Source organism: Pseudomonas sp. AKS31 (assembly GCF_023634765.1).
Taxonomy (GTDB): domain Bacteria; phylum Pseudomonadota; class Gammaproteobacteria; order Pseudomonadales; family Pseudomonadaceae; genus Aquipseudomonas.
The window spans coordinates 139,285-162,766 of sequence record NZ_JAMLFX010000004.1 but is presented as its reverse complement, the minus strand read 5'-3'; the positions used below and the strand labels follow the sequence as shown (position 1 = coordinate 162,766).

General features: G+C 59.0%; 24 protein-coding genes and 1 pseudogene. 4 read left to right on the top strand and 21 right to left on the bottom strand.

All coding sequences use genetic code 11. The annotated features are described in order from the left end of the window. Window positions 1–54: 54 nt before the first annotated feature. The 10 genes from M9827_RS15070 to M9827_RS15025 form a co-directional block, all read right to left on the bottom strand. The gene (locus M9827_RS15070) at window positions 55–2,148 is read right to left on the bottom strand and encodes an LTA synthase family protein (protein WP_250606004.1); all 2,094 of its coding nucleotides are present in this window, start codon (window positions 2,146–2,148) and stop codon (window positions 55–57) included. Between the two features lie 314 nt (window positions 2,149–2,462). Next, window positions 2,463–3,068, bottom strand: a complete 606-nt coding sequence (locus tag M9827_RS15065) for an START domain-containing protein (protein ID WP_250606003.1) — start codon at window positions 3,066–3,068, stop codon at window positions 2,463–2,465. A 41-nt stretch (window positions 3,069–3,109) separates the two neighbouring features. Next, window positions 3,110–3,364: a YkgJ family cysteine cluster protein gene (locus M9827_RS15060; RefSeq protein ID WP_102899999.1), complete on the bottom strand. Its 255-nt coding sequence runs from the start codon at window positions 3,362–3,364 to the stop codon at window positions 3,110–3,112. 165 nt (window positions 3,365–3,529) lie between these two features. After that, entirely contained in the window at window positions 3,530–4,000 is a 471-nt protein-coding gene (locus M9827_RS15055; RefSeq protein ID WP_250606002.1) for a translation initiation factor 2, read from the bottom strand. 78 nt (window positions 4,001–4,078) lie between these two features. Beyond that, on the bottom strand, window positions 4,079–5,518 hold the full coding sequence (locus tag M9827_RS15050; protein ID WP_016985994.1) for an aminotransferase-like domain-containing protein: 1,440 nt from the start codon (window positions 5,516–5,518) through the stop codon (window positions 4,079–4,081). A 202-nt stretch (window positions 5,519–5,720) separates the two neighbouring features. Then, window positions 5,721–6,533: an OmpA family protein gene (locus M9827_RS15045; RefSeq protein ID WP_250606001.1), complete on the bottom strand. Its 813-nt coding sequence runs from the start codon at window positions 6,531–6,533 to the stop codon at window positions 5,721–5,723. Further along, window positions 6,530–6,886 carry a DUF4398 domain-containing protein gene (locus M9827_RS15040; RefSeq protein ID WP_250606000.1) on the bottom strand — a complete coding sequence of 119 codons (357 nt, stop codon included), beginning with the start codon at window positions 6,884–6,886 and terminating at the stop codon, window positions 6,530–6,532. The genes M9827_RS15045 and M9827_RS15040 overlap by 4 nt, the downstream gene beginning before the upstream one ends. A gap of 9 nt (window positions 6,887–6,895) precedes the next feature. Continuing rightward, the gene (locus tag M9827_RS15035) at window positions 6,896–7,717 is read right to left on the bottom strand and encodes a substrate-binding periplasmic protein (protein ID WP_250605999.1); all 822 of its coding nucleotides are present in this window, start codon (window positions 7,715–7,717) and stop codon (window positions 6,896–6,898) included. Window positions 7,718–7,797: 80 nt separating this feature from the next. After that, entirely contained in the window at window positions 7,798–8,727 is a 930-nt protein-coding gene (locus tag M9827_RS15030) for an electron transfer flavoprotein subunit alpha/FixB family protein (protein ID WP_007908340.1), read from the bottom strand. Between the two features lie 2 nt (window positions 8,728–8,729). Further along, window positions 8,730–9,479: an electron transfer flavoprotein subunit beta/FixA family protein gene (locus M9827_RS15025; protein WP_250605998.1), complete on the bottom strand. Its 750-nt coding sequence runs from the start codon at window positions 9,477–9,479 to the stop codon at window positions 8,730–8,732. A gap of 549 nt (window positions 9,480–10,028) precedes the next feature. On the opposite strand from M9827_RS15025, the gene M9827_RS15020 reads away from it, so the two are divergent. Further along, a complete protein-coding gene (locus M9827_RS15020; protein ID WP_250605997.1) occupies window positions 10,029–11,693 on the top strand; it encodes an electron transfer flavoprotein-ubiquinone oxidoreductase in 1,665 nt (554 codons plus the stop codon). 183 nt (window positions 11,694–11,876) lie between these two features. On the opposite strand, the gene M9827_RS15015 is transcribed toward M9827_RS15020, so the two are convergent. Further along, window positions 11,877–12,767, bottom strand: coding sequence for an AraC family transcriptional regulator (locus M9827_RS15015; protein ID WP_090288604.1), 891 nt, complete (start codon window positions 12,765–12,767; stop codon window positions 11,877–11,879). Window positions 12,768–12,959: 192 nt separating this feature from the next. Here M9827_RS15015 and M9827_RS15010 point away from each other — a divergent pair, with 192 nt between their 5' ends. After that, window positions 12,960–14,012 carry an NAD(P)-dependent alcohol dehydrogenase gene (locus M9827_RS15010; RefSeq protein ID WP_183785949.1) on the top strand — a complete coding sequence of 351 codons (1,053 nt, stop codon included), beginning with the start codon at window positions 12,960–12,962 and terminating at the stop codon, window positions 14,010–14,012. Here M9827_RS15010 and M9827_RS15005 read toward each other — a convergent pair. The 10 genes from M9827_RS15005 to M9827_RS14960 all read right to left on the bottom strand — a co-directional run bounded on the left by M9827_RS15005 (window position 14,009) and on the right by M9827_RS14960 (window position 22,393). Beyond that, entirely contained in the window at window positions 14,009–14,812 is an 804-nt protein-coding gene (locus tag M9827_RS15005) for an IclR family transcriptional regulator (RefSeq protein WP_034155326.1), read from the bottom strand. The two genes, M9827_RS15010 and M9827_RS15005, sit on opposite strands and share 4 nt — an antisense overlap. Window positions 14,813–14,873: 61 nt before the next feature. Next, on the bottom strand, window positions 14,874–16,184 hold the full coding sequence (locus tag M9827_RS15000; protein ID WP_250605996.1) for an MFS transporter: 1,311 nt from the start codon (window positions 16,182–16,184) through the stop codon (window positions 14,874–14,876). Window positions 16,185–16,365: 181 nt separating this feature from the next. Beyond that, window positions 16,366–17,514, bottom strand: a complete 1,149-nt coding sequence (dgoD, locus tag M9827_RS14995) for a galactonate dehydratase (RefSeq protein WP_007908327.1) — start codon at window positions 17,512–17,514, stop codon at window positions 16,366–16,368. Between the two features lie 45 nt (window positions 17,515–17,559). Then, window positions 17,560–18,180, bottom strand: a complete 621-nt coding sequence (locus M9827_RS14990; RefSeq protein WP_008085516.1) for a 2-dehydro-3-deoxy-6-phosphogalactonate aldolase — start codon at window positions 18,178–18,180, stop codon at window positions 17,560–17,562. 19 nt (window positions 18,181–18,199) lie between these two features. Further along, entirely contained in the window at window positions 18,200–19,189 is a 990-nt protein-coding gene (locus tag M9827_RS14985) for a 2-dehydro-3-deoxygalactonokinase (RefSeq protein ID WP_250605995.1), read from the bottom strand. Window positions 19,190–19,343: 154 nt separating this feature from the next. Then, on the bottom strand, window positions 19,344–19,865 hold the full coding sequence (locus M9827_RS14980; RefSeq protein ID WP_250605994.1) for a hypothetical protein: 522 nt from the start codon (window positions 19,863–19,865) through the stop codon (window positions 19,344–19,346). Between the two features lies 1 nt (window position 19,866). Further along, complete coding sequence (locus M9827_RS14975; protein ID WP_007908319.1) at window positions 19,867–20,595, bottom strand: alpha/beta hydrolase family protein; 729 nt, start codon at window positions 20,593–20,595, stop codon at window positions 19,867–19,869. A gap of 5 nt (window positions 20,596–20,600) precedes the next feature. Continuing rightward, window positions 20,601–21,095, bottom strand: a complete 495-nt coding sequence (locus tag M9827_RS14970) for a PAAR domain-containing protein (protein ID WP_093435374.1) — start codon at window positions 21,093–21,095, stop codon at window positions 20,601–20,603. After that, on the bottom strand, window positions 21,092–21,754 hold the full coding sequence (locus M9827_RS14965; protein ID WP_250605993.1) for a hypothetical protein: 663 nt from the start codon (window positions 21,752–21,754) through the stop codon (window positions 21,092–21,094). Before M9827_RS14965 ends, M9827_RS14970 begins: the two co-directional genes overlap by 4 nt. Before the next feature lie 159 nt (window positions 21,755–21,913). Further along, window positions 21,914–22,393, bottom strand: coding sequence for a GNAT family N-acetyltransferase (locus tag M9827_RS14960; protein ID WP_250605992.1), 480 nt, complete (start codon window positions 22,391–22,393; stop codon window positions 21,914–21,916). Between the two features lie 137 nt (window positions 22,394–22,530). Between M9827_RS14960 and M9827_RS14955 the strand changes: the two genes are divergently transcribed. Together M9827_RS14955 and M9827_RS14950 are read left to right on the top strand one after the other, a co-directional pair. Beyond that, window positions 22,531–23,184 (top strand): HD domain-containing protein, encoded by a 654-nt coding sequence (locus tag M9827_RS14955; RefSeq protein ID WP_250605991.1) that lies wholly within the window; start codon window positions 22,531–22,533, stop codon window positions 23,182–23,184. A gap of 97 nt (window positions 23,185–23,281) precedes the next feature. Continuing rightward, a pseudogene (locus M9827_RS14950) lies at window positions 23,282–23,482 on the top strand (hypothetical protein); the annotation flags it as partial.

The window sequence follows — 23,482 nt, the reverse complement described above, 5'->3', positions numbered from 1 at the left end:
AGGCCCTGTTCAGGGCCTCTTTTTTATTGCGCGGATTTTACTGTCGGCGAGCGATCAATCCGGCTTGCCGTGAATGACACCGGCAGTGTTGTCCAGCAGGCTCTTTGTCGCTGTTTGCAGGAACGCTTCCAGCTTGAGTTTCAACTCGGCAGTGCGCGGTGCGTCCGGAACAACCTCGGCGTGCGGATTGGCACCCAACTGGTACTGCCAGATCTTCGGCCCCATGTCCTTGTCTCTCGGCAACACCAGGATCTGGTCGGCGGTGACGATGGCGGTGGTCTGCTCGCTGCCCGACGGCTTGATCACACCGAAACCGGTGTCGCCTTCCGGCAGGTTGAGCAGGTCACGGCCCCAGCACTGATGACGCACTTCGCCACCGAGCCGGCCCATGATGGTCGGCACGATGTCGATCTGCGTGCCCACGGTGTGGTCACGGGTGCCGAACTTCTCCTGGATGCCCGGCGCGATCATCAGCATCGGCACGTTGAAGCGGCCCAGGTCCATTTCGGTGATCTGGCGCTCGTTGCCGAAACCGTGGTCGCCGACGATGACGAACAGGGTTTCCTTGAAGTACGGTTCTTTGCGCGCCTTCTCGAAGAATTGACCCAGCGCCCAGTCGGAGTAGCGCATGGCGGTCAAGTGTTCGTTGAGCGAACCGCGATCGGTCACACGTTCGACCGGCAATGGCGTCGGCAAGGCGTACGGCGTGTGGTTGGACAGGGTTTGCAGCAGTGCGTAGAACGGCTTGCCGTTTTCCCGCGCCTTGAGTTCCTGCAGGCCACGGTCAAACATGTCCTGATCGGACACACCCCAGGTCGGATCGGAGAACACCGGGTTGACGAAATCGTTACGGCCAACGAAGTTGGTCATGCCCTGGTTGCTGAAGAAGCCCGACTGGTTGTCCCAGGCGAAGTCGCCGTTGTAGACATACACATCGTCATAGTCTCGGGCGCTCAGCAACTGCGGCAGACCGGACAGCTTATGGCTGCCTTCCGGGGTCTGCATCAGGTATTCGAAACCTGGCAGGTTCGGGAAGCAGGCCATGGTCGCGAACATGCCCTGGTGGGTATGCGTGCCGTTGGAAAAGAAGCGGTCAAACAGCAGGCCTTCCTTGGACAGCTTGTCCAGGTAAGGCGTGATGTTGCCCGGCGCGCCCAACGCGCCGACCGAGTGACCGGCCATGCTTTCCATCAGGATCACGACGACGTTCTTGATCGGCAGGGTCTTGTCGGCCGGTGGCGTGTAGTCGCGGCGTACGGCGGCAATATCGGCTTCGACCAGTTTGTCGTCCGGCACCAGCAGCATATCGCGCACAACTTTCTGTGCCTGTTCCTGCGGCAGTGTGGCTTTCCAGATATTGTCGCGATCCTCGCCCATACGCGCCTTGGCGGCGCCGATCAGCGACAGCGTGCCGTTGAGGCCGAGCTGGTTGGCGAAGTTGGAGTCGGTGGTGTAGACGTCACCCCAACGCATTGGCGGGCCTTGACGCAGGGTGCCACGGGCGGAAACCACGCAGATCATCAGGCAGACCACGAACACTGCCAGACGGGTGTACCACGGCGCGACTTGGCGAGTGCCCACGCTGCCGCCGCTGAACGGGCCGCGCGGCCGGGTGGCGCGGTCGGCGCCTTTGAACGCAAGCGTCAGGATCAGCGTGCCGATCACCCACGCCAGCAGGTAGCGCACCACCGGGAAACCGTACCAGAGCATGCTCATCACGGTTTTCGGGTCTTCTTTCACGTACTGGAACACCAGACCGTTGAGGCGCTGGTGGAACTCGCGGTAGAAGTCCATCTCCATCAGGCCGAGGAACAGCGCAATGCTTGAGGCGATGGTCAGCCACAGTCTGAAGAAGCCGCGTGCGGCCATGGCGCGGGCACTGAACAGCGCCAGCACCAGCGGAATGCACACGTAAACCACCAGGCGCAGGTCGAAACGCAGGCCGTTGACGAAGGCTTCGAGGAAAGTCGAAGCCGGGGTATCGAGGATCATCTCGCGGTTGTAGACCAGCAGCGCGAGGCGCAGCACGGAAAACATCACCATCATGACCAGCGCGCAAAGCAGCGTGTAGGCCAGATGCGATTTGACGGTCGGTTGCAGCAGGCGAGCAGAAGATCGCTGCTGATTCAGGGCGTCCGGGTTTGCCATGTCGTTTTAGGACCCATTGAAAGTTGAAGTTGCAAAAAATACAGCGGCGCCATGCCCTCTATTGGTCATTCCAGACCCCGGGGCTTGCGCGGTGCGCAAATGTTGCACGATCACCCGCACCATTGCCATTGATTACTGCCCTGCCGCCAGACACTTTCATTTAGAGCGGTGGCGAACCGCGACAGCGTGCAAACAGCGCGGGCGAATTGTCAGGAACACGTTGTGAAAATTTCGTGCAGCGCATATCTGGAAACACAATATAGATACAAAACAAAACGCCCCGAATCGATCGGGGCGTTTGCTGGAACGCGAGATTACTTCTCGGCGCGTTCTTTCAAGGCTTTGAGGGTGTTGAACGGCGCATCGACGACAAACTTGTTGGCAACCATCGCCGGCACGCTGCCGCCTGGCTCGGTATGCACCTGATAGGTCACTTCGACCTGATCACCCTCGGGCACGAATTTCCAGAAACCTTTGACCTGCGTGACCCGGACAAAACCTTTCTCTTCCGGAATGTACTTCGGCAGACCTTCGAGGTTACGGGTGAGGCTGCCATCGGCGCCTTCAACGGTGGTGATGTGCAGCACCGAATCACGCGAGGTCACTGGCCACGGCGTGTTGAACTGAGTGTAGGTCCAACTCTGATCGCCCTCGTGCTTGAGCAGCTTCTGGGACTTGCATTCGTAGATCCAGGCGCAGGCACCGGAGACGTCTTCCTGCAAGGCGCGCAGATTGGCAATGGTGGTCTTCATCAGGGTCACACCCTGGTAGGACTTGTAATCAGAACCCGGAAAATCGGCGAGCGAGACCTTGATGCCATCCTGTTCCTTGGCGACTTTCCAGTCCTCAGCCTGAGCGACGGACGTCGCCAGCACAGCAGTCAAACCACACAACACAGCGATACGATGCAGCGAACCCATAGTCTTGTTCCTTATTGTTGAAGTTCCGTTCGTTTGACACATTACGCCGCCGTCATTTGCTCCCACCAGCCGATCAGTTTGATCGCTTCTTCCGAGCTGCTGCCACAGACTTCGACATCCGCCGCAAAGCCGGAACAGACGGCCGGGCGTTCAGGGCGGCCGAAAATGCTGCACAGGTTTTCGACCGAGAGTTGCACGCAACGTTCGCCGGCGGGTTTGCCATCAGGCATGCCGGGAATGGGCGAACTGATGGATGGGGCAATGCAGCAAGCGCCACAGCCTTCACGGCATTTCATGACGAACGTTTCCTCGCGACGGGCGATGTGTAAAAGGGACGCGGAACAGAGTAACCGCTAAAACGGCTGTTTCAAATTCCTCAACCGGGGTTTTTAGCGATAACTGAATGTGACTGACCAGTCTCCGACAAAGCGTCTGCTCTGCGGGTCACGGACGGTTTGGATTTACTGCTTGAATTCGAAATCCAGCGCCGCGCCTTCGACTTCGCGGCGCTCTTCATTGCGCAGTTGCAACTGCATTTCATTGCTGAGCAGTCGGCCGTTGAGCTGGAAGCCGTTGTTCTTCTCGCCAAACATCTGCGGCAGGATCGCCTCACGCTTGGGCAACTCGACCGTGCCCTGGGGCTTCAACTCCTCGACCATGTCCTTGGGCAGGCTCAGATCGAGTTTGGCCGACGGTAACCTGGTTTTTACCACTTCGCTGGCGGGTTTGGATTTGGAGGCGACTGGCTTGCGCTTCTTGATGACTTTTTGCTGGGTTTTCTTCGCGGGAGCTGCCTTCTGCGCTGGCGTGGTTTTTTTCGCCGGGCTCGTCGCCGCTGGTTTTTCCTGAACCGCAGCGGCCACCACGCCCGGTGCATGACCGATCATCAGCAAACCCAGCAAAACCCAAGCGGCAGGAAAAATCGCTTTCATGAACCCAACGACACTAACGGCAGAGGGCCATATGCTCGCTTGTTGAACGCCACAAGACAAGCATCACCCACCGCTTGTTCAGAATCCGCCAGCGGTTTCCTGACACAGTTGTGTCGCCAGCAGACCGAGCGTCATCAACGCCCGCTCCGCCTCGCGGTTCCACGGAATCCCGCAATTGAGGCGGATACAGTGGTTGAACTGCTCGGTATTACTGAAGATCAGCCCCGGCGCAATGCTGATGCCCTGCTGCAACGCGCGCACATGCAATTCCTGGGTGTTCACCCTCCCCGGCAAGCTCACCCAAAGGATGAAACCGCCCGTGGGCCGGGTCATCTGCGTGCCTTCAGGGAAGTACTGCTGCACCGCCAACTGGAACGCGCTGAGGTTTTTCCGGTATTCCTGGCGGATGTACCGTAAATGCCGGTCATAACCGCCGTTTTCCAGATAAGCGGCAATCGCCATCTGCGTCACGCTGCACGCCGAATGGGTGCTGAAGGTCTGCAAGCGCTGTATTTCCTGCTGATACTTGCCGGCGATCATCCAGCCGATGCGCACACCGGGTGACAAGGTTTTGGAGAAACTCGAACAGTAGATCACCCGATCCAGTCGGTCATAAGCCTTGAGCGCTTTGGTTTTGCCTTGCTCGAACATCAGTTCGCCATAGATATCATCTTCGACAATCTGAATATCGAAATCCGAAGCCAAGCGCAGCAACTGCTTCTGCCGCTCTTCGGGCATGGTGCCGCCCAGCGGATTGCTCAGGCGCGTGGTCAGCACCAGTGCTTTGATCGACCATTGGTTGGCGGCGAGTTGCAGGGCTTCAAGGCTCATGCCGGTGGCAGGATCGCTAGGAATTTCGATGACTTTCAAGCCGAGAAGATCGGCCAATTGCAGCAGACCGTAATAGGTCGGCGACTCCGCGGCGATCAGATCGCCCGGGCGGGTCAGCACACGCAACGACATCTGCAAGGCATCGACACAACCGTGGGTGATCACCACTTCCGAAGGATCGACCACCACACCGGCATCGCGCATGCGGATCGCCACTTGCCGGCGCAGCGGTTCAAAACCGGGGCTGAACATGTAGCTGAAGGCGCGTGGACTATGGAAACGGGTGACCTTGGCCAGTTGCTGATGCAGTGCGCGCACCGGCAAGTAATCGACACTCGGTACGGCGGCACCGAGCGGGAACACACCCTCACGGCGCGATTCGACCAGAACCTGTTGAATGATGCTGCTGCGCGTGACCAGACCGGGACGTTCAACCCGGGCAATGTCCGGCGTCGGCGCGGTCAGCGCAGGCGTTTGGTGTACGTAATAACCAGACTGCGGACGTGCGCGGATCAAGCCTTGGTCTTCGAGATTGGCGTAAGCCTGCAACACCGTCGCATGGCTGACGTTGAGCTGCGAACTCATCTTGCGCACCGAAGGCACGCGCTCCCCCGGTTGATAGACACCACGGCGGATGTCTTCGGCCAGTTGCTGAGCAATACGTTGGTAGAGCAAGAGATTGGTCATGACGCAGCACTCGATTTCACGGGCATTTTATTCTTGTGTGAAACAATACCGGAACAGTTTAGAAGTGTACTGGGACAGTTGCCACATTACTCGACCATACAGTGCGGTGTCTGCCCCCGACTGTACGGATTTGCGAGCCATTCGACAGACGTAAAAAAGCCCGGCACTGCATGACAGGCCGGGCTTTCCAGAGACGCCAGCCTCAGCGGGCGGCGCCGAGCTGGCCTTTTTCATCGGAGAAGACAATTTCCACGCGACGGTTCTGTGCCCGTCCGCGCTCGGAAGCGTTGGCATCCACCGGGTATTCGTCGCCGTAGCCTTCGACCTGAATGCGCTTGTCGTCGATGCCCAGATCCATCAGCACATCCGCCACCGATTGGGCGCGGTCACGGGACAGCTTGAGGTTTTCCTGTTTGCCGCCGGTGCTGTCGGTGTAGCCCTCGATGCGCACCACGCGTTTCGGGTTCAGTTGCAGGAACTGGACAATTTTCAGCACCACGCGGTTGGCCGAGTTTTTCAGCTCTGCTTCACCGGTGTCGAACAGCACGTCACCGAGGGTCATCACCAGACCGCGATCGGTCTGCGTGGTGGCCAGCGCAACGATCTGTTCTTCGAGCCATTTACCCTGCTGCTGCACGCTGAGCAACTTCGACTCACGCAAGGCCAGTTGCAGGCGCTGACGTTCCAGTTCGAGCTTGGCCGCGCGCTCCTCGTTGAGCACCTGATTGGTATGCTCACGGGCGATTTCGCTATAACGCTGGCTCAAGTAGGCGTAATGCACCACGTCCGAGCCGCTGCCCCAATAGGTCGACAGGCGATCGGCACGGGCCAGGGATTCACCGGCGCGGATCACGTCTTTCGGCGCGATGCGCAGCACGTTGGAGTCTTCCTTGACCTTCTGGAAGTCGGCGCTGGCTTCTTGCAAAGCCGATTCGCTGTGCTGACCGGCGCAGCCGTAGAGGCCGACGCAACCGACGAGCAGCACACCGCCGAGGACTTTTGACTTGAGGCTCATCGGGCATCTCCCAGTTGCTTGCGCAGACGGACGATGCGGGTGTTGAGCACATTCACCTGTTCTTCACTTTTTTGCGTCAGCACTTTGGCTTCGGCCAGACGGGCATCCAGCTCGGCCTGTTCCGAACGCATACGCGCGTTGCGGTAGGACTCGTCAGCCATGTTGCCTTTGGCGCGGTTGTACTTGGTTTCGGCCAGTTTCATTTCCGGCACTTCGTCGGCGGTGGCGCCAACAGCCTTGGCCTGGGTGATGGCTTGCTCGGTCAGGCGCATTTGTTCATTGGGTGCCGGATCGGTCGCGCAACCGGCCAGGGCCAGAACGGCCACAGCCGCGAAAAAAGGTCGAATACTCACTAAGAATCCCTACTGTTTTGGGGCACTGACAGGTTGTGGCGGCTGTTGCTGCTGCGCCTTCCAGCGCTCGATATTGCGTTGCAGCGCGGCTTCCGTCAGTCCGGACGCGGGCAATTCTGTCATCTTTTTGGCCAACTGTCCGCGCAACCACGGATCGTTGCATGCCGAGTTATGCGAAACCGCGAGAAACAACCCCGGCCGGTCGACGGGTTGTTCGAATACCAGCAGGTCATTAGCCATGCCCAGCGCCTGCGCGGCGGCCATGCCCGAGTAGCGGCCGGCGAGTACATATTCCACTTCGCCCAAGAGCAATTTCTGTAGCGCTTGAGTGAGGTTGGCTGTCCGGATCAGGGTCAGATTCTGCTCGGCGAAAGTGCCGAATGCCTGGGTCATACGAGACTTTTCCGACAAAGCCCCGCTGTGGCCGTGCAGGTCTTTGGCCTCGCTGTAGACCAGCGTCGAGCCTTTGCGAGTCCACACCAGATAATCGTTTTCCAGTAGCGGCGGATGGATGTAGTCGAGGTTTTCCAGTTCATTGAGGGTCAGCGGCGCATCGGCGAGCATGTCCATGCGTCCGCTGCGCACTTCATCAAGGGCTTGCGAGCGTTTGCCGGCGTAGAGCAATTCGACCTTTATGCCGAGGTCTTTGGCGACTTGTTGCAACAGGTCAGCGCTGGCGCCGATCAGTTGCTTGGGGTTTTGCGGGTCTTGCCACAGGTACGGCGGCGCATCCGGGCTGCCGGTGACGACGAGGCGCTCGCACTTGCCAGCGGCCAAGGCCAAACCTGGCAACAGGGCCAATCCCAACAACCATCCGCAGCGCAGATCCATGGCAACACGCTCCCACTCAAATCCGAGACAAAAAAAAGCCCGACCAACAGGCCGGGCTCTTTATAAGTGAAGCAGCTGGATTAGACCAGCTTCTCCAGCTCAGGGACGGCTTCGAACAGATCCGCCACGAGACCGTAATCGGCCACCTGGAAGATCGGTGCTTCTTCGTCCTTGTTGATCGCAACGATCACTTTGGAGTCTTTCATACCGGCCAGGTGCTGGATCGCGCCGGAGATACCGACGGCGATGTACAGCTGTGGCGCAACGATCTTGCCGGTCTGACCGACCTGCATGTCGTTCGGTACGAAACCTGCGTCGACCGCGGCGCGCGAAGCACCGACGGCAGCGCCGAGCTTGTCGGCCAGGGCGTACAGGTGTTTGAAGTTGTCGCCGTTCTGCATGCCGCGGCCGCCGGAAACGACGATCTTGGCAGCGGTCAGCTCTGGACGATCAGACTTGGCCAGTTCTTCGCCAACGAAGCTCGAAGTGCCCGCATCGTGTGCAGCGCCGACTGCTTCAACAGCAGCCGAGCCACCTTCAGCAGCAACCGGGTCGAAACCGGTGGCACGCACGGTGATCACTTTGATCGCAGCGGTGGACTGTACGGTCGCGATGGCGTTACCGGCGTAAATCGGACGCTTGAACGTGTCAGCGCTTTCGACCGAGATGATTTCGGAGATCTGGTCAACGTCCAGCTGCGCGGCAACGCGCGGCAGGATGTTTTTGCCGTTGGAGGTCGCGGCAGCCAGGATGTGGCTGTAGCCAGCGCCCAGCTCTGCTACCAGCGGAGCAACGTTTTCCGGCAGCTGATGCGCGTAAGCGGCGTTGTCAGCGTTCAGGACTTTGCTCACACCAGCGATTTTCGCAGCGGCTTCAGCCACGGCGCCAGCGCCTTGACCAGCAACCAGAACGTGGATGTCGCCGCCGATTTTGGCAGCAGCAGCCACGGTGTTCAGCGTGGCCGGGGCCAGCACTTTGTTGTCGTGTTCAGCGATTACCAAGATAGTCATTTTTAGATTACCTTCGCTTCGTTTTTCAGTTTCTCGACCAGTTCAGCCACCGACTTGACCTTGATGCCTGCGCTGCGTGCAGCCGGCGCTTCGACTTTCAGGGTCTTGTTGGTGGAGGCGGTGGAAACGCCCAAAGCGTCCGGAGTCAGCACTTCGAGAGGCTTCTTCTTGGCTTTCATGATGTTTGGCAGGGACGCGTAGCGCGGCTCGTTCAAACGCAGGTCGGTGGTGACGATCGCTGGCAGTTTCAGGGAAACGGTCTGCGCGCCGCCGTCGATTTCGCGAGTCACGGCAACGCTGTCGCCGGAGACTTCGACTTTCGAGGCGAATGTGCCCTGACCGTAGCCGCTCAGTGCCGCGAGCATCTGGCCGGTCTGGTTGTTGTCGCTGTCGATCGCTTGCTTGCCGAGGATCACCAGCTGCGGCTGTTCCTTGTCGACCACAGCCTTGAGCAGCTTGGCCACGGCGAGCGAGGTCAGATCTTCAGCGAATTCGACGAGGATGGCACGGTCGGCACCCAGAGCCAGTGCGGTACGCAGCTGTTCCTGAGCGGTGGTCGGGCCGATGGAGACGACGACGATTTCAGTCGCAACACCTTTCTCTTTCAGGCGTACGGCTTCTTCCACTGCGATTTCGCAGAACGGGTTCATCGACATCTTGACGTTGGCGAGATCGACGCCGGAATTGTCCGCCTTGACGCGAACCTTGACGTTGTAATCCACAACGCGTTTGACAGCTACAAGAACCTTCATGGATTCCTCGTTACTCTCCGGTGAAAAGAAAGTCGCCTAGGCGAACCTGGCGGTTGATGCTCATCAGGCTAAAGGGCACCTCTAAAAACGCCGACTCGGGGGTCAGGTGTTGCACGGTGTGAAAACCTGCGACCGTTCGTCAGTGGTGACCAACCAGTCATGGATCTTCACGCGGTGTAAACTGCGCGCCGGACCTGCGCTGCGCATCACCTTCTACTGCCTGTGCCCTGTCTTTAGACGTGCTCTTGAAACCGCCAGTCTGCCTACGACGAGCGCAAAACCGCCCGTATCTTGACCGGAACGCCTATTCCGGTCAATACAGCAAAATGACCATTCATAAGCCGCGCTTCTTTGATTTCTCTGGGCTGGAGCCGATTCAAACAAACGTTTGTATTGGACGCTCAGAGTGGTGTAGATATAATGCGCCGCCTAAAGAGAAAGGTCGGTCTCCAATATTCCCCTTGACGTTAACGTAAAGGAATAGCGGATGCGACATCAAACCTCCAAATTAGAAAAAAAAACTGTTGAGCCTTGAGTAGGAGATAGCCTGTGGAACGCGAATACATGGAATTCGACGTGGTCATCGTCGGTGCCGGCCCCGCTGGCCTGTCCGCCGCCTGCCGTCTGAAGCAGAAGGCCGCCGAAGCCGGTAAGGAAATCAGCGTCTGCGTGGTCGAAAAAGGCTCCGAAGTCGGCGCACACATCCTTTCCGGTGCCGTGTTCGAACCACGCGCTCTGAACGAACTGTTCCCGGACTGGAAAGAACTCGGCGCCCCGCTGAACACCCCGGTCACCCGCGACGATATTTTCGTCCTGAAAAACGCCGACAGCGCGCAGAAGATTCCTGACTTCTTTGTGCCCAAGACCATGCACAACGAAGGCAACTACATTATTTCTCTCGGCAACCTGTGCCGCTGGCTCGCTCAGCAGGCCGAGAACCTCGGCGTAGAAATCTATCCGGGCTTCGCCGCTCAGGAAGCACTGATCGACGAGCAAGGCGTGGTCCGCGGGATCATCACCGGTGATCTGGGCGTCGACCGCGAAGGCAACCCGAAAGAAGGCCTGTACACCCCGGGCATGGAATTGCGTGGCAAATACACGCTATTCGCCGAAGGCTGCCGGGGCCACATCGGCAAGCAACTGATCAAGCGCTACAACCTCGACAGCGATGCCGACGCCCAGCACTACGGCATCGGCCTGAAAGAAATCTGGGAAATCGACCCGGCCAAACATCAACCTGGCCTGGTGGTGCACACCGCCGGCTGGCCGCTGGACATCATGGGCACCGAAAACACCGGTGGCTCGTTCCTTTATCACCTGGAAAACAACCAGGTGGTGGTTGGTCTGATCGTTGACCTGTCCTACAGCAACACCTACCTGTCGCCGTTCGACGAGTTCCAGCGCCTCAAGCATCACCCGGTGCTGGCCCAGTACCTGGAAGGCGGCAAGCGTGTCAGCTACGGCGCTCGCGCCATCTGCAAAGGAGGCCTGAACTCGCTGCCGAAAATGGTCTTCAAGGGTGGCGCGCTGATCGGTTGCGACCTCGGCACCCTGAACTTCGCCAAGATCAAGGGCAGCCACACCGCAATGAAGTCCGGCATGCTCGCCGCGGAATCGGTGGCTGATGCGCTGTTCGCGGAAAAGGACGGCACTGAAGAGCTGACCACTTATGTGGACGCATTCAAGAAGAGCTGGCTCTACGACGAACTGTTCGCCAGCCGCAACTTCGGCCCGGCGATCCATAAGTTCGGCGCTATCGTTGGCGGTGGTTTCAACTGGCTGGACCAGAACATCTTCGGCGGCAAACTGCCGTTCACCCTGCACGACACCAAGCCGGATTACGCCTGCCTCAAGCTCGCGGCCGACTGCAAGAAGATCGACTATCCGAAGCCGGACGGCAAACTCAGCTTCGACAAACTCAGCTCGGTGTTCATCTCCGGTACCAACCACGAAGAAGAGCAGCCGTGCCACCTGAAGCTGACCGACCCGAGCATCCCGATCAGCAAGAACCTGCCGCTGTACGACGAACCGGCGCAGCGCTACTGCCCGGCTGGCGTGTACGAAGTGATCACCAAGGAAGACGGCGAAAAACGCTTCCAGATCAACGCCCAGAACTGCGTGCACTGCAAGACCTGTGACATCAAGGACCCTTCGCAGAACATCACCTGGGTGACGCCGGAAGGCGCTGGCGGTCCGACTTATCCGAATATGTAAGTCGAAATGCTGAACAACAAGGCTCCCGAATCGGGGGCCTTTTTGTTGCCCAAAATTTACTGCATCACTTGACTCCCTGTGGGAGCTGGCTTGCCAGCGATGGCGGTGGATCAGGTGACATCTATGTTGAATGTGCCGGCCTCATCGCTGGCAAGCCAGCTCCCACAGGGATTGTGAAAATCCTCAGGCAGCGCGCTCGTCACCCGGGCTACGCTCGAAGTAGCGTTTGTACTCGCGGCTGAACTGCGACGTACTCTGATACCCCACCCGATGCGCGACCTGCGCCACCCCCAGACCTTCAGCCACCAACAACGTCTGCGCTTTCAACAACCGTAAACGCTTCAAATACTGCACTGGCGACAACAACGTGCTGCGTTTGAAATGCTCATGAAAGGTCGACACGCTCATGTTCGCGCAACTCGCCAGGGTCTCGACATTCAACGGCTCGGTGTAATGCGCATGCAGATGACTGATCGACGCCGCCACCCGTGCGAACTGCCCCTGTTGCTCAACCAATGCCCGCAATACATCGGCCTGTGGTCCGCGCAAGGCGACGAACAACAACTCGCGCACCCGCGCCGGCCCCAGAATCTGACACTCCAGCGGATCATGCAGGCAACTGAGCAAGCGCTCGACACAGCCGCGCATGCCATCGTCAAGCACCACCGAGGTCATCGACTCCGGCGTCTGCGCAGGGATATGCCGGCCCGGCGCCAGCCCCATGGCCAACACCAGTTCACCGAGCAACACCCGATCAATCGCCACCGAAACACCGAGCAACGGCGCATCCGGCAAGGCAAAGGTCTCGCACTCGAACGGCACCGGCAGTGCCTGAATCAGATAGTGCCCGGCGCCGTACTCCATGGTGCGCGGCCCGAGAAACGCCAGTTTGCTGCCCTGGGCGATGATCATCAGGCTCGGCTCATAAATGTGCGGTCCACGGGCAACGTCGCAACTGGCACGCAAAATCTGCACGCCGGGCAGCCCGGTCTGGCTGTAACCATCGCGCAGCGCCAGCGGTTCGATCAGCGAAACCAGCCGGGCATTGGCATCAAGATGACGGGTCAATTGCATCGAATTGTTCTTCACAAAAAAACACGAAAATAAGGGATGAGAGCATCATCGCAGATCCTTTTGCCAATGCGACCGATCAAACCTGCATGCCGGAGGATTAGGCATGAGACCCGGAGAAATCGTCATGGCCGGAGCGACAGTCGGCGCCCAGAATGCGCCGCCTCACTTGTTCCTGCTTTTGCGAGGTTTCATATGTACACCGCTATCGGTTATGCCGCCCAATCGGCCACCACTCCCCTCGCCCCGATGAAATTCGAACGCCGCAGTCCTCGTGCCGACGACGTAGCGATCGAGATTCTGTATTGCGGCGTCTGCCACTCCGACATCCACCAGGCGCGCAATGAATGGGGCATCGCTGTTTACCCCTTGATGCCGGGCCACGAGATCGTCGGAAAAGTCACCGCCGTCGGTGCGAATGTCACCCAACACAAAGTAGGCGATCTGGTCGGAGTTGGCTGTATGGTCGATTCGTGCCGCACCTGCGCCGCCTGCCAGCAGAACCTTGAGCAATACTGCCTCGAAGGCCCGACCATGACCTACGCCACCCCGGATCGGGTCGATGGCAGCAACACCATGGGCGGTTATTCGGACAGCATCGTCGTCAGCGAGCACTTCGTCGTGCGCATTCCGGAGAAACTCGACCTGGCCAGCGCCGCGCCGATCCTCTGCGCCGGCATCACCACCTATTCGCCGCTCAAGCACTATGGCGTCAAGGCCGGCGACAAGGTCGGGATTCTCGGCATGGGCGGCCTCGGCCACATGGGCATCAAGTTCGCCAAGGCGATGGGTGCGGAAGTCACGCTGTTCACCCGCTCGGCGAGCAAGGCTGAAGAAGGTCGTCGTCAGGGCGCCGATCATGTAATCGTCTCCACCGACGCCGAGCAGATGGCCGCCGCCGCAGGCCGGTTCGACTTCCTGCTCGACACCATTCCGGTGCAGCACGACCTCAACCCGTACCTGCAAACCCTGCGCTTTGATGGCGTGCATATTCTGGTGGGGCTGATCGAACCGATCGACCCGCCGGTGCACGCCGCCAACCTGGTGCTGGGCCGCCGCGTACTGGCCGGTTCGTTGATCGGTGGCATTGCCGAAACCCAGGAAGTGCTGGATTTCTGCGCCGAGCACAACATCACCTGCGACATCGAAATGCTCGACATCCGCCAGATCAACGAGGCTTACGCGCGCATGATCGCCGGCGACGTGAAATACCGTTTCGTGATCGACATGGCGACGCTCAAGGTTTAAACCTTTAAACCCAGTTCCGCCGAGAGCCGGGCTGTGACCCCTTTGATCAGAGGAATCAGCTCGGCCATTTTTTCCAGCGGCATGTACGGCACGGTGCTGGCGATACTGATCGCCGCCACGATGCCCTTGCTCGCATCCCGAATCGGCGCCGCCACGCAGCGGATCGACGGTTCGTTGTCCTCCAGATCGAAGGCGTAGCCACCGGCGACGTACTCGGTCATGCGCTGCTCCAGCTGTTCCCAGGACTGCTGGGGATGCTGCGGCCAGAACTGACTTTTCCCACCCGCCGGCAGACTGATGTCGTACAGCCGTTGCCAATCTTTCGGCGAATCATCGAGCATCAACGCCTTGCCAATCCCGGTGCGTGCCAGCGGCATGCGATGGCCGACCCGCGAACGCATTTCCGGGCCGTTGCGCCCTGGGTTCTTCAGCAGATACAGCACTTCATCGCCTTCACGAATCCCCAGGTGCACGGTGTCGCCGGTCAGCGCCGACAACTCGTCCAGATACGGCCCGGCCAAGGTCACCAGCGGCAACTCTTCGCGGGCCTGAAAACCCAGCTCGATCAGTTTCGGCCCGAGCAGATAACCGACTTGCGGCACCACGCGCAGGTAGCGCTCGTCGACCAGGCAACTGGCCAAACGATGGGTGGTGCTGCGCGTAGTGCCGATCAGCCGGGCGATCTCCTTGAGATCGCGAGCGCCACTGGCGACGGCTTGCACCACACCCAACCCGCGCAACAGCGTTTGCGTGCCGGTGGGTGCGGCGTCCTTGGTTTTTTCCGGGGCGTCTTCCTGCATATCCAGCCTTTTACCATTGAGCGAGGGAACGGGCGGCATTATGGTCGCCCGACGCAGACCACTACAACTCGATACGCTCGACCTTGCCGACCAGCAACACGTAGGACAAGGCACCGATCAATGCGAGAACCGCGATGTAGGTGATCGCCGGCGCGAACGAATCGCCGCTGGCAAGGAAACCGATAACGATCGGCGTGGCAATCGCCGACAGGTTGCCGATGAAGTTGAACACCCCGCCGGTCAACCCCAACAATCGCGCCGGCGCCAGCGTCGAGACCAGCGACCACGTGATGGAGGCAAGACCGTTGCCGAAAAATGCCAGCGCCAGAAAGGCAATCACCAGCGGCGTCGACTCAACGAAGTTGGCGCCGATGATCGAAGTGGAAATCAGCAAGCCGCCAATGATCGGCAGCTTGCGCGCAAAGCCGACGGTGTAGCCGCGACGAATCAGGAAGTCGGAAAAGAACCCCGAACACAGCACACCAATGAACGCGGCGAGAAACGGTAGCGACGCCAACAGGCCGGACTTGATGAAGTCCATGCCGCGATATTTCACCAAATAGGTCGGGAACCAGGTGAGGAAAAACCACAGCGTCGAGTTCAGGCAGAACTGACCGAGGTAGATGCCCCACAACTTGCGTTTGGTCAGGACGATGCCGAGATCGGTCCAACTGAATTTGGCTTTGACCTTGGCGGACTCCTGCTGAATATCGACCAGACCACCGCCCTCGCGGATCAGGTCGATTTCTGCCTCGTTGGCGCCTTTGAAATCCCGTGGCTCGCGATACACCGCGTACCAGATCGCCGCCCAGAGAATGCCGACCGCGCCAGTGACGACGAACACCATGTGCCAGCCGAACTCATGCTGCAGCCAAGCCAGAACCGGCGTAAGGAACGCCAGACCGACGAACTGCCCTGAGGTGTAGAAACCGATCGCGGTAGCGCGTTCACGCTCGGGGAACCAGGTCGTCACCACACGGCTGTTGATTGGATAAGCCGGTGCTTCCAGCGCGCCGACCGCCATGCGCAGCACGAACAACGCGATGAAACTGGCGGCGAAACCGAGCATCACCGTCGCCAGCGACCACAGCAGCAACGCAACGCTATACAGAATGCGCGGCGGCACACGATCCACCAGCCAACCGCCGGGGATCTGCATGGCGGCGTAGGTCCAGCCGAATGCGGAGAAGATCAGACCGACGTGAATCGGATCGATGCCCAGCTCACTGGTCAGCGCCGGTGCGGCAATCGACAGGTTGCTGCGGTCGAGGTAGTTGATGACCACGGTGATAAACAGCAACACCATGATGAAAAACCGCTTACGGCTGGGCGTGACTAAAGACGCCTGCCCGGTGAGGGTTTGCGGTTGCATGGGGAGAGCCTCTTTTTATGTTTATTGAGGTCGGCCTGAGGCCTTGCATCTGATCGTTCCCACGCTCCGCGTGGGAATGCAGCCCGGGACGCTCCGCGTCCCAAAAGCGGACGCAGAGCGTCCATAGAGGCATTCCCACGCAGAGCGTGGGAACGATCTCATTGGGTGAATCAGAAGGGACTCACCACTCGGCAAAACTGCCATCGGCATGGCGCCAGATCGGGTTGCGCCAGCGGTGGCCGACTGCCGCGCGCTCGATCACGTATTCCTCGTTGATCTCGATGCCCAACCCCGGGCCGTTGGGGATCTTCACGAAGCCTTTGTCATAATCGAAGACCCGCGGATCCTTGACGTAATCGAGCAAGTCATTGCTCTCGTTGTAATGGATGCCCAGGCTTTGCTCCTGGATAAACGCGTTGTAACAAGCCGCGTCCAGTTGCAAACACGCCGCCAGCGCAATCGGCCCCAGCGGGCAGTGCAGCGCCAGCGCGACGTCGTAGGCTTCGGCCATGTTGGCGATCTTGCGGGTTTCGGTGATGCCGCCCGCATGGGAGGCATCGGGCTGGATGATGTCGACGTAGCCTTCGCTCAACACCCGTTTAAAGTCCCAACGCGAGAACAGCCGCTCACCGAGGGCAATCGGCGTGCTGGTCAACGGCGCCAGCTCTTTCAAGGCTTCATAGTTTTCGCTGAGCACCGGTTCTTCGATAAACATCAGTTTGTACGGATCGAGTTCCTTCATCAGCACCTTGGCCATTGGCTTGTGCACGCGGCCGTGGAAGTCGACGCCGATGCCGACGTTCGGCCCGACCGCGTCACGCACCGCAGCAACGTTGGCCAGGGCCAGATCGACTTTCTCGAAGGTGTCGAGGAACTGCAGCTCTTCGGTGCCGTTCATTTTCACTGCGGTAAAACCACGGCTCACCGCCTCTTTCGCCGCACGGGCGGTGTCGGCCGGACGGTCGCCGCCGATCCACGAATACACGCGAATTTTGTCGCGCACCTGGCCGCCAAGCAGATCACTGACCGAGACGCCAAGGGCCTTGCCCTTGATGTCCCACAGCGCCTGATCGATACCGGCCAGCGCGCTCATGTGGATCGCGCCGCCACGGTAGAAACCGCCGCGATAGAGCACGGTCCAGATGTCCTCGATATTGCGTGGGTCTTTGCCGATCAAGTAGTCGGACAATTCTTCAACGGCAGCCGCGACGGTGTGCGCGCGCCCTTCAACCACGGGTTCGCCCCAACCGGTCACGCCTTCGTCGGTTTCGACCTTGAGGAAGCACCAGCGCGGCGGGACGATGAAGGTGGTGAGTTTGGTGATTTTCATCTTTTTGTCTCTCTTGTAGATGCAGCGCTCGCAGCGCCAAAAGTCTTAGCGAAGCGCTTTCCAGGCGGCCACGTAGGCCTTGGCATTCACGGCCACTTGTTCTGGCGTCATGCCCGGTTTGAAAAGGCCGGAACCGAGACCGAAACCTTTTACGCCGGCATCGATAAACGCCTGCATGTTGTCCGGCGTGATACCGCCGACCGGAGCCAGCACTGTCCCGGATGGCAACACCGCGAGCCAGGCTTTGACGACCGCCGGGCCCATCTGCTCGGCCGGAAACAGCTTGAGAATGTCCGCGCCCTCCGCCAGCGCCGCGAAGGCTTCGGTCGGCGTCGCGACGCCCGGCGACAGAAACAGCCCCGCCGCTTTCGCCGCTCGCAATACCTTGGCGTCGCTGTGCGGCATGACGATCACTTGGCCGCCGGCTTCTTTCACCAACTCGACCTGCTCCGGGGTCAACACCGTACCGGCACCGATCAGGCAATCGGCGGGCAAAGTCTTGCGCAGGATGCGGATACTTTCGTACGGCGAAGGGGAATTGAGCGGTACTTCGATGACGCGAAATCCGGCCGCATACAGGACTTCTCCGACAGCGGCAGCTTCCTGCGGATGCAGGCCACGCAGGATCGCGATCAGACCGTTTTGCGCCAATGCTTGCTTGAGCATGTCAGGCCTCCAGTCAGGGTTAACGGGATGAGGAATCAATCAGTCCGGCAGCCAGCGCCAGTTGCCACAGACCACGCTCGGTGGCCTGTTCGGCCAACGTCACGCTGGCGAAACCACAGGCATTGAGGGCGCGGCTGTAGCGCGCACAGAGTTGCGCGTTGCCGATAAGGATGATCGAAGGGAGATTCGTGTTGTTGCGACGACGTCGCTGAACCGTGGCGAGCGCCGCCAGTTCATGGCCGATCATCAGGCCGGACAGATAATCCGCCTGCGCCGTCGGGCCGAGTTCGCCGGTCAGGCCCAGGGTCCGCGCGCTGAACAAGGTCGAAAGCACACCCAACTCGCCCTCCGCCGATTGTGCAATCTGCACACCTCGGTCGAACGCCTGACTGTCGAATGTCGCACTGTGTTGTTGGGTACGACCGAGAATGCTGTGTTCGCTGAGCACGGCGAATACTTCGCCGGTCATGAACGTGTCGAAATGGGTGATGCAGCCATCGACCACCTCCACCCATTTCGAATGGCTACCGGGCAGTCCGATCAGCAGATCATTGCCCGCCTCGACCGGCAGATTCTGCAGCACGCCAAGCACTTGGGTTTCTTCGCCGCGCATCACATTCGGCAGACGCGAACGCTGGATCACGCCCGGCACGATATGCACCACGGTGCCGCGCAGGCTGACAACTGTTTGTAAGGAGTTTCCGAGATTGGCGACGTTCGCCGGCGTCTCGCAGTAGGCCGCTTCACGCCAGCCCTGCGCACTGCCGACCATACCGCAGGCAATCACCGGCAGATTTGGTTGCGCATCGAGCCAGTCGCCGCACGCCTCGTCGAACGCCAGTTCAAAACCATCGGCGCATTCGCGACCATTGATGATTCGCGGGGTCTTGGGCAACTGCATGATCCCGGACGACAGCGCGCGCTGCTCCAGCACCACACCGCCCGCCGCGAGTTTGTAAGCACGTAATGAGGTCGTCCCCCAGTCGAGCGCGATCAATTGCGCCAGCATCGCTTCACCTGTTTTGTTTTTGGCAGTGAGTGCGACGGACTATAGACCTCCCAGACGAAAAATCTCAATATGTAATTTTACATCCCATATTTTGGGATGGCCAAGTCTACCCACTCTCCTCGAACAGATCCGTGATTCACCGTTATCAATATCACTACTGACGCTCTATCGCCTGAACGAAAACACTGGCAGGAATATTCATCGATTTTGAGTAATACGGACCGTAAGCGTAGGCAGCAGTCCTGAACTTACATGCCACGACCTGACGCGCGCTCAATACCATCAACAGTTGTTTTTTATTGAAGTACGTACTCAGCGTTCCACCGTCCGGTGTATGCACCGCAGAGACCTCAGCCGAATACACATATGGCCCCGCAGCAGATTCATTTAATACCGCGACGACCTCCCCTTCGAGATACCGGGTCAGGTCCTGTTTTGTTTCGAAGAAGCCACTCTCATCCAATGAACAGATCAAGGCATTGCCGACCTGATGTTGGCCGGCATTGATCTCGAAGAATCGCAACAGATCAGTCATTGAACTGAAGCGAACATCCAGAAGAGCACTGTCTCCAGGCTTGGTAACAGAAACAAATTCAATTTCAGTCGTTGGTAATGGCACTCTTTTTGCGCACGAAGTACACAAACAAAGAACTAGAATTGCAAGCAACACTCGCATGTCAAGACTCCAGATATTTGATCATTTTTTCAGCGATGAGATCACATGCGGACTGTTCGCCAAGAATCCTCGCCTTGAACATTACGCCTGCATCTTCGTGGTTGGTGTCTACCGCTTTATTGATATCAGGACCCGAGCTCATGACCCAGCGTTCTCCCATCTCGGCGACATCATCGGACTGATTGGGTTTCGCCGGTGCAGCCAATATATTGATCCAGTACTCTGCACCAGGCTTCGGGGTGGTGGCGTAAATGTCTGAAATCAGCCAGACACCCAGTCCGCCGCCCACTGGATCAAGCGTGACCAAGGACTTCACCGTAAATCCCTGTTCTTTGAGTATGGCTGCCAGATGAGCGCCGTTCCATCCTCCCAGACTGTGACCGACGATACTTATATAAATTGATTTATCACCTTTCAGATAACTCAGCACATACTTTTCTATGTCTTTCTTGCCGCGCACATCCTTATAACTAAGGTACACCGACTTTATTTTTCCAATTTGCGCGTCGCTGAATTTTTTAGGCAATAAAACCTGCGCACTGGTTACGTTACCGTGAGGTGGTTGATCTTGATAATACGGTTCCTTGTCTCCAGCACCGCCGATGAAAAACACGACGATTTTTTTGATTTTGATTGCCACAGCTTTTACAGTCTGGTCGGTTTTGCAAGTCAACTCATGACTCACCACCTCGTTTTTGCAATCTTTGAGTGCAGGGTTTGCGACTTCCATTTCGATCACTCTACAAACAGTTTTATAGTTTCGGCCAAATGAGAGCTGACCATATGAGTAAAGCCCTGCTCATTGGTGATCCCATGTTCCATGCTGCCATCGCCCCGTTGAATCACATAGGGATGATCGGGCACAGGCTCGCCAGTTGCTTCATTAACCACTTGCAACCTGTCCGTAAAATGCACCGGCATCGGCAACAACCCGCTAAAAGCCGCCCCGCCGCCACTCTGGCCAATAATTACCGTCCCCGACCCACCAACCACGACATTGCCGTGGCCTCCGGTGCTATCGAGCGTGGCCGCGTTCAGGCCGTTGATGAATACGGTGCCGGAAACCGCTCCGGTAATCGGACTGCCGCACGCCGATTTATCGGTCATGCGCGCGGCGGCGAGGCCGTCGAAGAAGACGTTCGGCGAGCCGGAGGCAATCGGGTTGGTGCCATGGCCTGGCAATGGGCAGGCGGTCGGGTCGGTGACGCGGGCGGCGGGTTTACCACTCAATTCAGAGCTCCTTGCTTCAGAGATTCCGGATGCGGCTGATGGATATCGATGTCGGTCGCGGCGAAGCGCCAGCGGTTGTCGACGGGGTCGAACAATGCGTGGCAATGCTCACGGCTGTCGGGTGATGCGGCGGTTTGCAGGTGCCGCCAGGCTTCGTCGGTTTGCCAGGCCAGTTCGGCCGGCGAGGCGTCGTCGAGTTCGTTGAGCCAGGCGTTGTAGTTGCGCAGGTGATTACGCTCGTAAGTCGATTGCAGCAGTTCGGCCATTTGCGTGCCGAGGTCGAGATGATGCCGGGCCGTCCACTCGCCGATCTCGGAATAGACGTACCAGCCCATCGGCATCAACCCGCCGTCCTTGAGCAGCGAATGCCCGGCAGGGGCGACGAAACCGCAACAGACGTGCAGCATCAGCCAGCCTTGATGGGCGTCGATAAACGCCGTCGGATCGAAGGTGCGCAGCGGTATCACACGGTACTCGGCGAGCCCGGCGCTGCGGATCATCAACTCGGCATCAAGGCGTGACACGAACGCGCGAATGGCGCTGCCGCCCGTGCGATTTGTCATGCACAGAATATCGACCGGTTGACGCTGGGGGTTGTCGCTCAAGCCTGAGTTTTTCACCAGGCCATACAGACGCATTGACGCCCGTAGTCCGCTCATCGCTGGTCACTCGTTGACGCAGCGAAGGCTCCACAGGCGTGGAGAAATAGTGCCGAAGGCATTGCAGGTGTCGTCCGTGAGCGCGAAAAAATGGCGCGTAGAATGCCGGACTAGAGCGTTGGCGACAATCGAATCAGCATGGCAATGCCATCATTGTGGTCAGCCCTCGGCAAACTCACGCAACACCTTGCCGTCCATGCGATAGCGCACCCACTCCTCCTGTGGTTGTGCGCCGAGGGATTTGTAGAACTCGATCGCCGGGGTATTCCACTCCAGCACGCTCCATTCGAAGCGACCGCAATCATTGTCGCAGGCGATTTTTGCCAAGTGCCGCAACAAGGTTTTGCCGGCACCGCCGCCGCGTTGATCCGGGGTGATGTAGAGGTCTTCGAGGTACAGGCAGTTGCTGCCCAGCCAGGTCGAATAGCTGAAGAAGAACACCGCGAAACCGATCGGCACGCCGTCGCGCAGGCAGATCAGGCCGTGGGCGGTAGCGCCTTCGCCGAACAGGCTGCGCTCGATGTCGGTCACGTTGGCGATGACTTCGTGGCGGGCCTTTTCGAAATCGGCGAGTTCAGTGATGAAGGCGAGGATTTGCGGAGCATCGCTGGGGGTCGCCGGGCGGATGTCGATCGTCATGGACGGGCCTTGTCGGAAAAGGAAAACGCCATACTAAGGTGGTGAGCGGCGCTCGTCACATGGCAAAACACACACTACCCTGCGTCATGTTGCAAACACTGCTCCCACGGGGACCTCGACAATCTGAAAGGATGCTTATGAACTTAGAGAGTTTTACGCCCCTGGAGGCACTCGCGTCAGCTCTGTTGCCACACGCACTGGAACCGTCCGACGACGGCGCTCATGACCTCGCCCACCTCCAGCGTGTCTGGCATAACGTGCGTACGCTGCATGCAGAAGAAGGCGGTGATCTGCAGGTGCTGCTCGCCGCCGTGCTCCTGCACGACTGCGTAGCCGTCGAAAAGAACTCACCGCTGCGCGCACAAGCCTCGCGTCTGGCAGCGGAGAAGGCTTCGGCAGTACTGGCCACGCTGGGCTGGCCCGACGAAAAAATCAGCGCCGCGTTTCATGCCATCGAAGCCCACAGCTTTTCCGCCAACATGACCCCGCGCACCCTCGAAGCGAAAATCGTCCAGGACGCCGACCGTCTCGACTCACTGGGCATGCTTGGTGTTGCTCGTACGTTCTACGTCGCCGGACGCATGGGCTCGGCGCTGTACGACCCGCAGGATCCCGAAGCGAAACAGCGCGATTACGACGACACGCGTTTTTGCCTGGATCACTTCCAGACCAAACTGCTGCACCTCGCCGACGGTTTCCAGACCGCCGCAGGCCAGCGTCTGGCGCAAGTCCGTCATCAACGCCTGAAGGGTTTCATGGAGCAGTTCAAGGAGGAGATCGGCCTCGCCTGAGGCTCCTGTTGTTCGACCGTTCGTCGTTCATCAGGCACCAATCCGCTCAGAGGGCAGACCAACATCAGGTAAGGATTCCAATCACTGGAGACGCCCTATGATCCCGTCAAGGTTGACCGCTTTCGTATTCAGCGCCCTGCTCTGTCCTGCAGTTTTCGCCGCATCCACCACCGCTGCGGGCACCGGCCCTACCGACCCGACCCCACCACGAGCCCCCGCCATCAACAGTGCTCCCGGTATGAATACCGATGGCTCGGGCGTGCCGTTGATCAATCAGCCGCCCGCCACCGGTACTGAT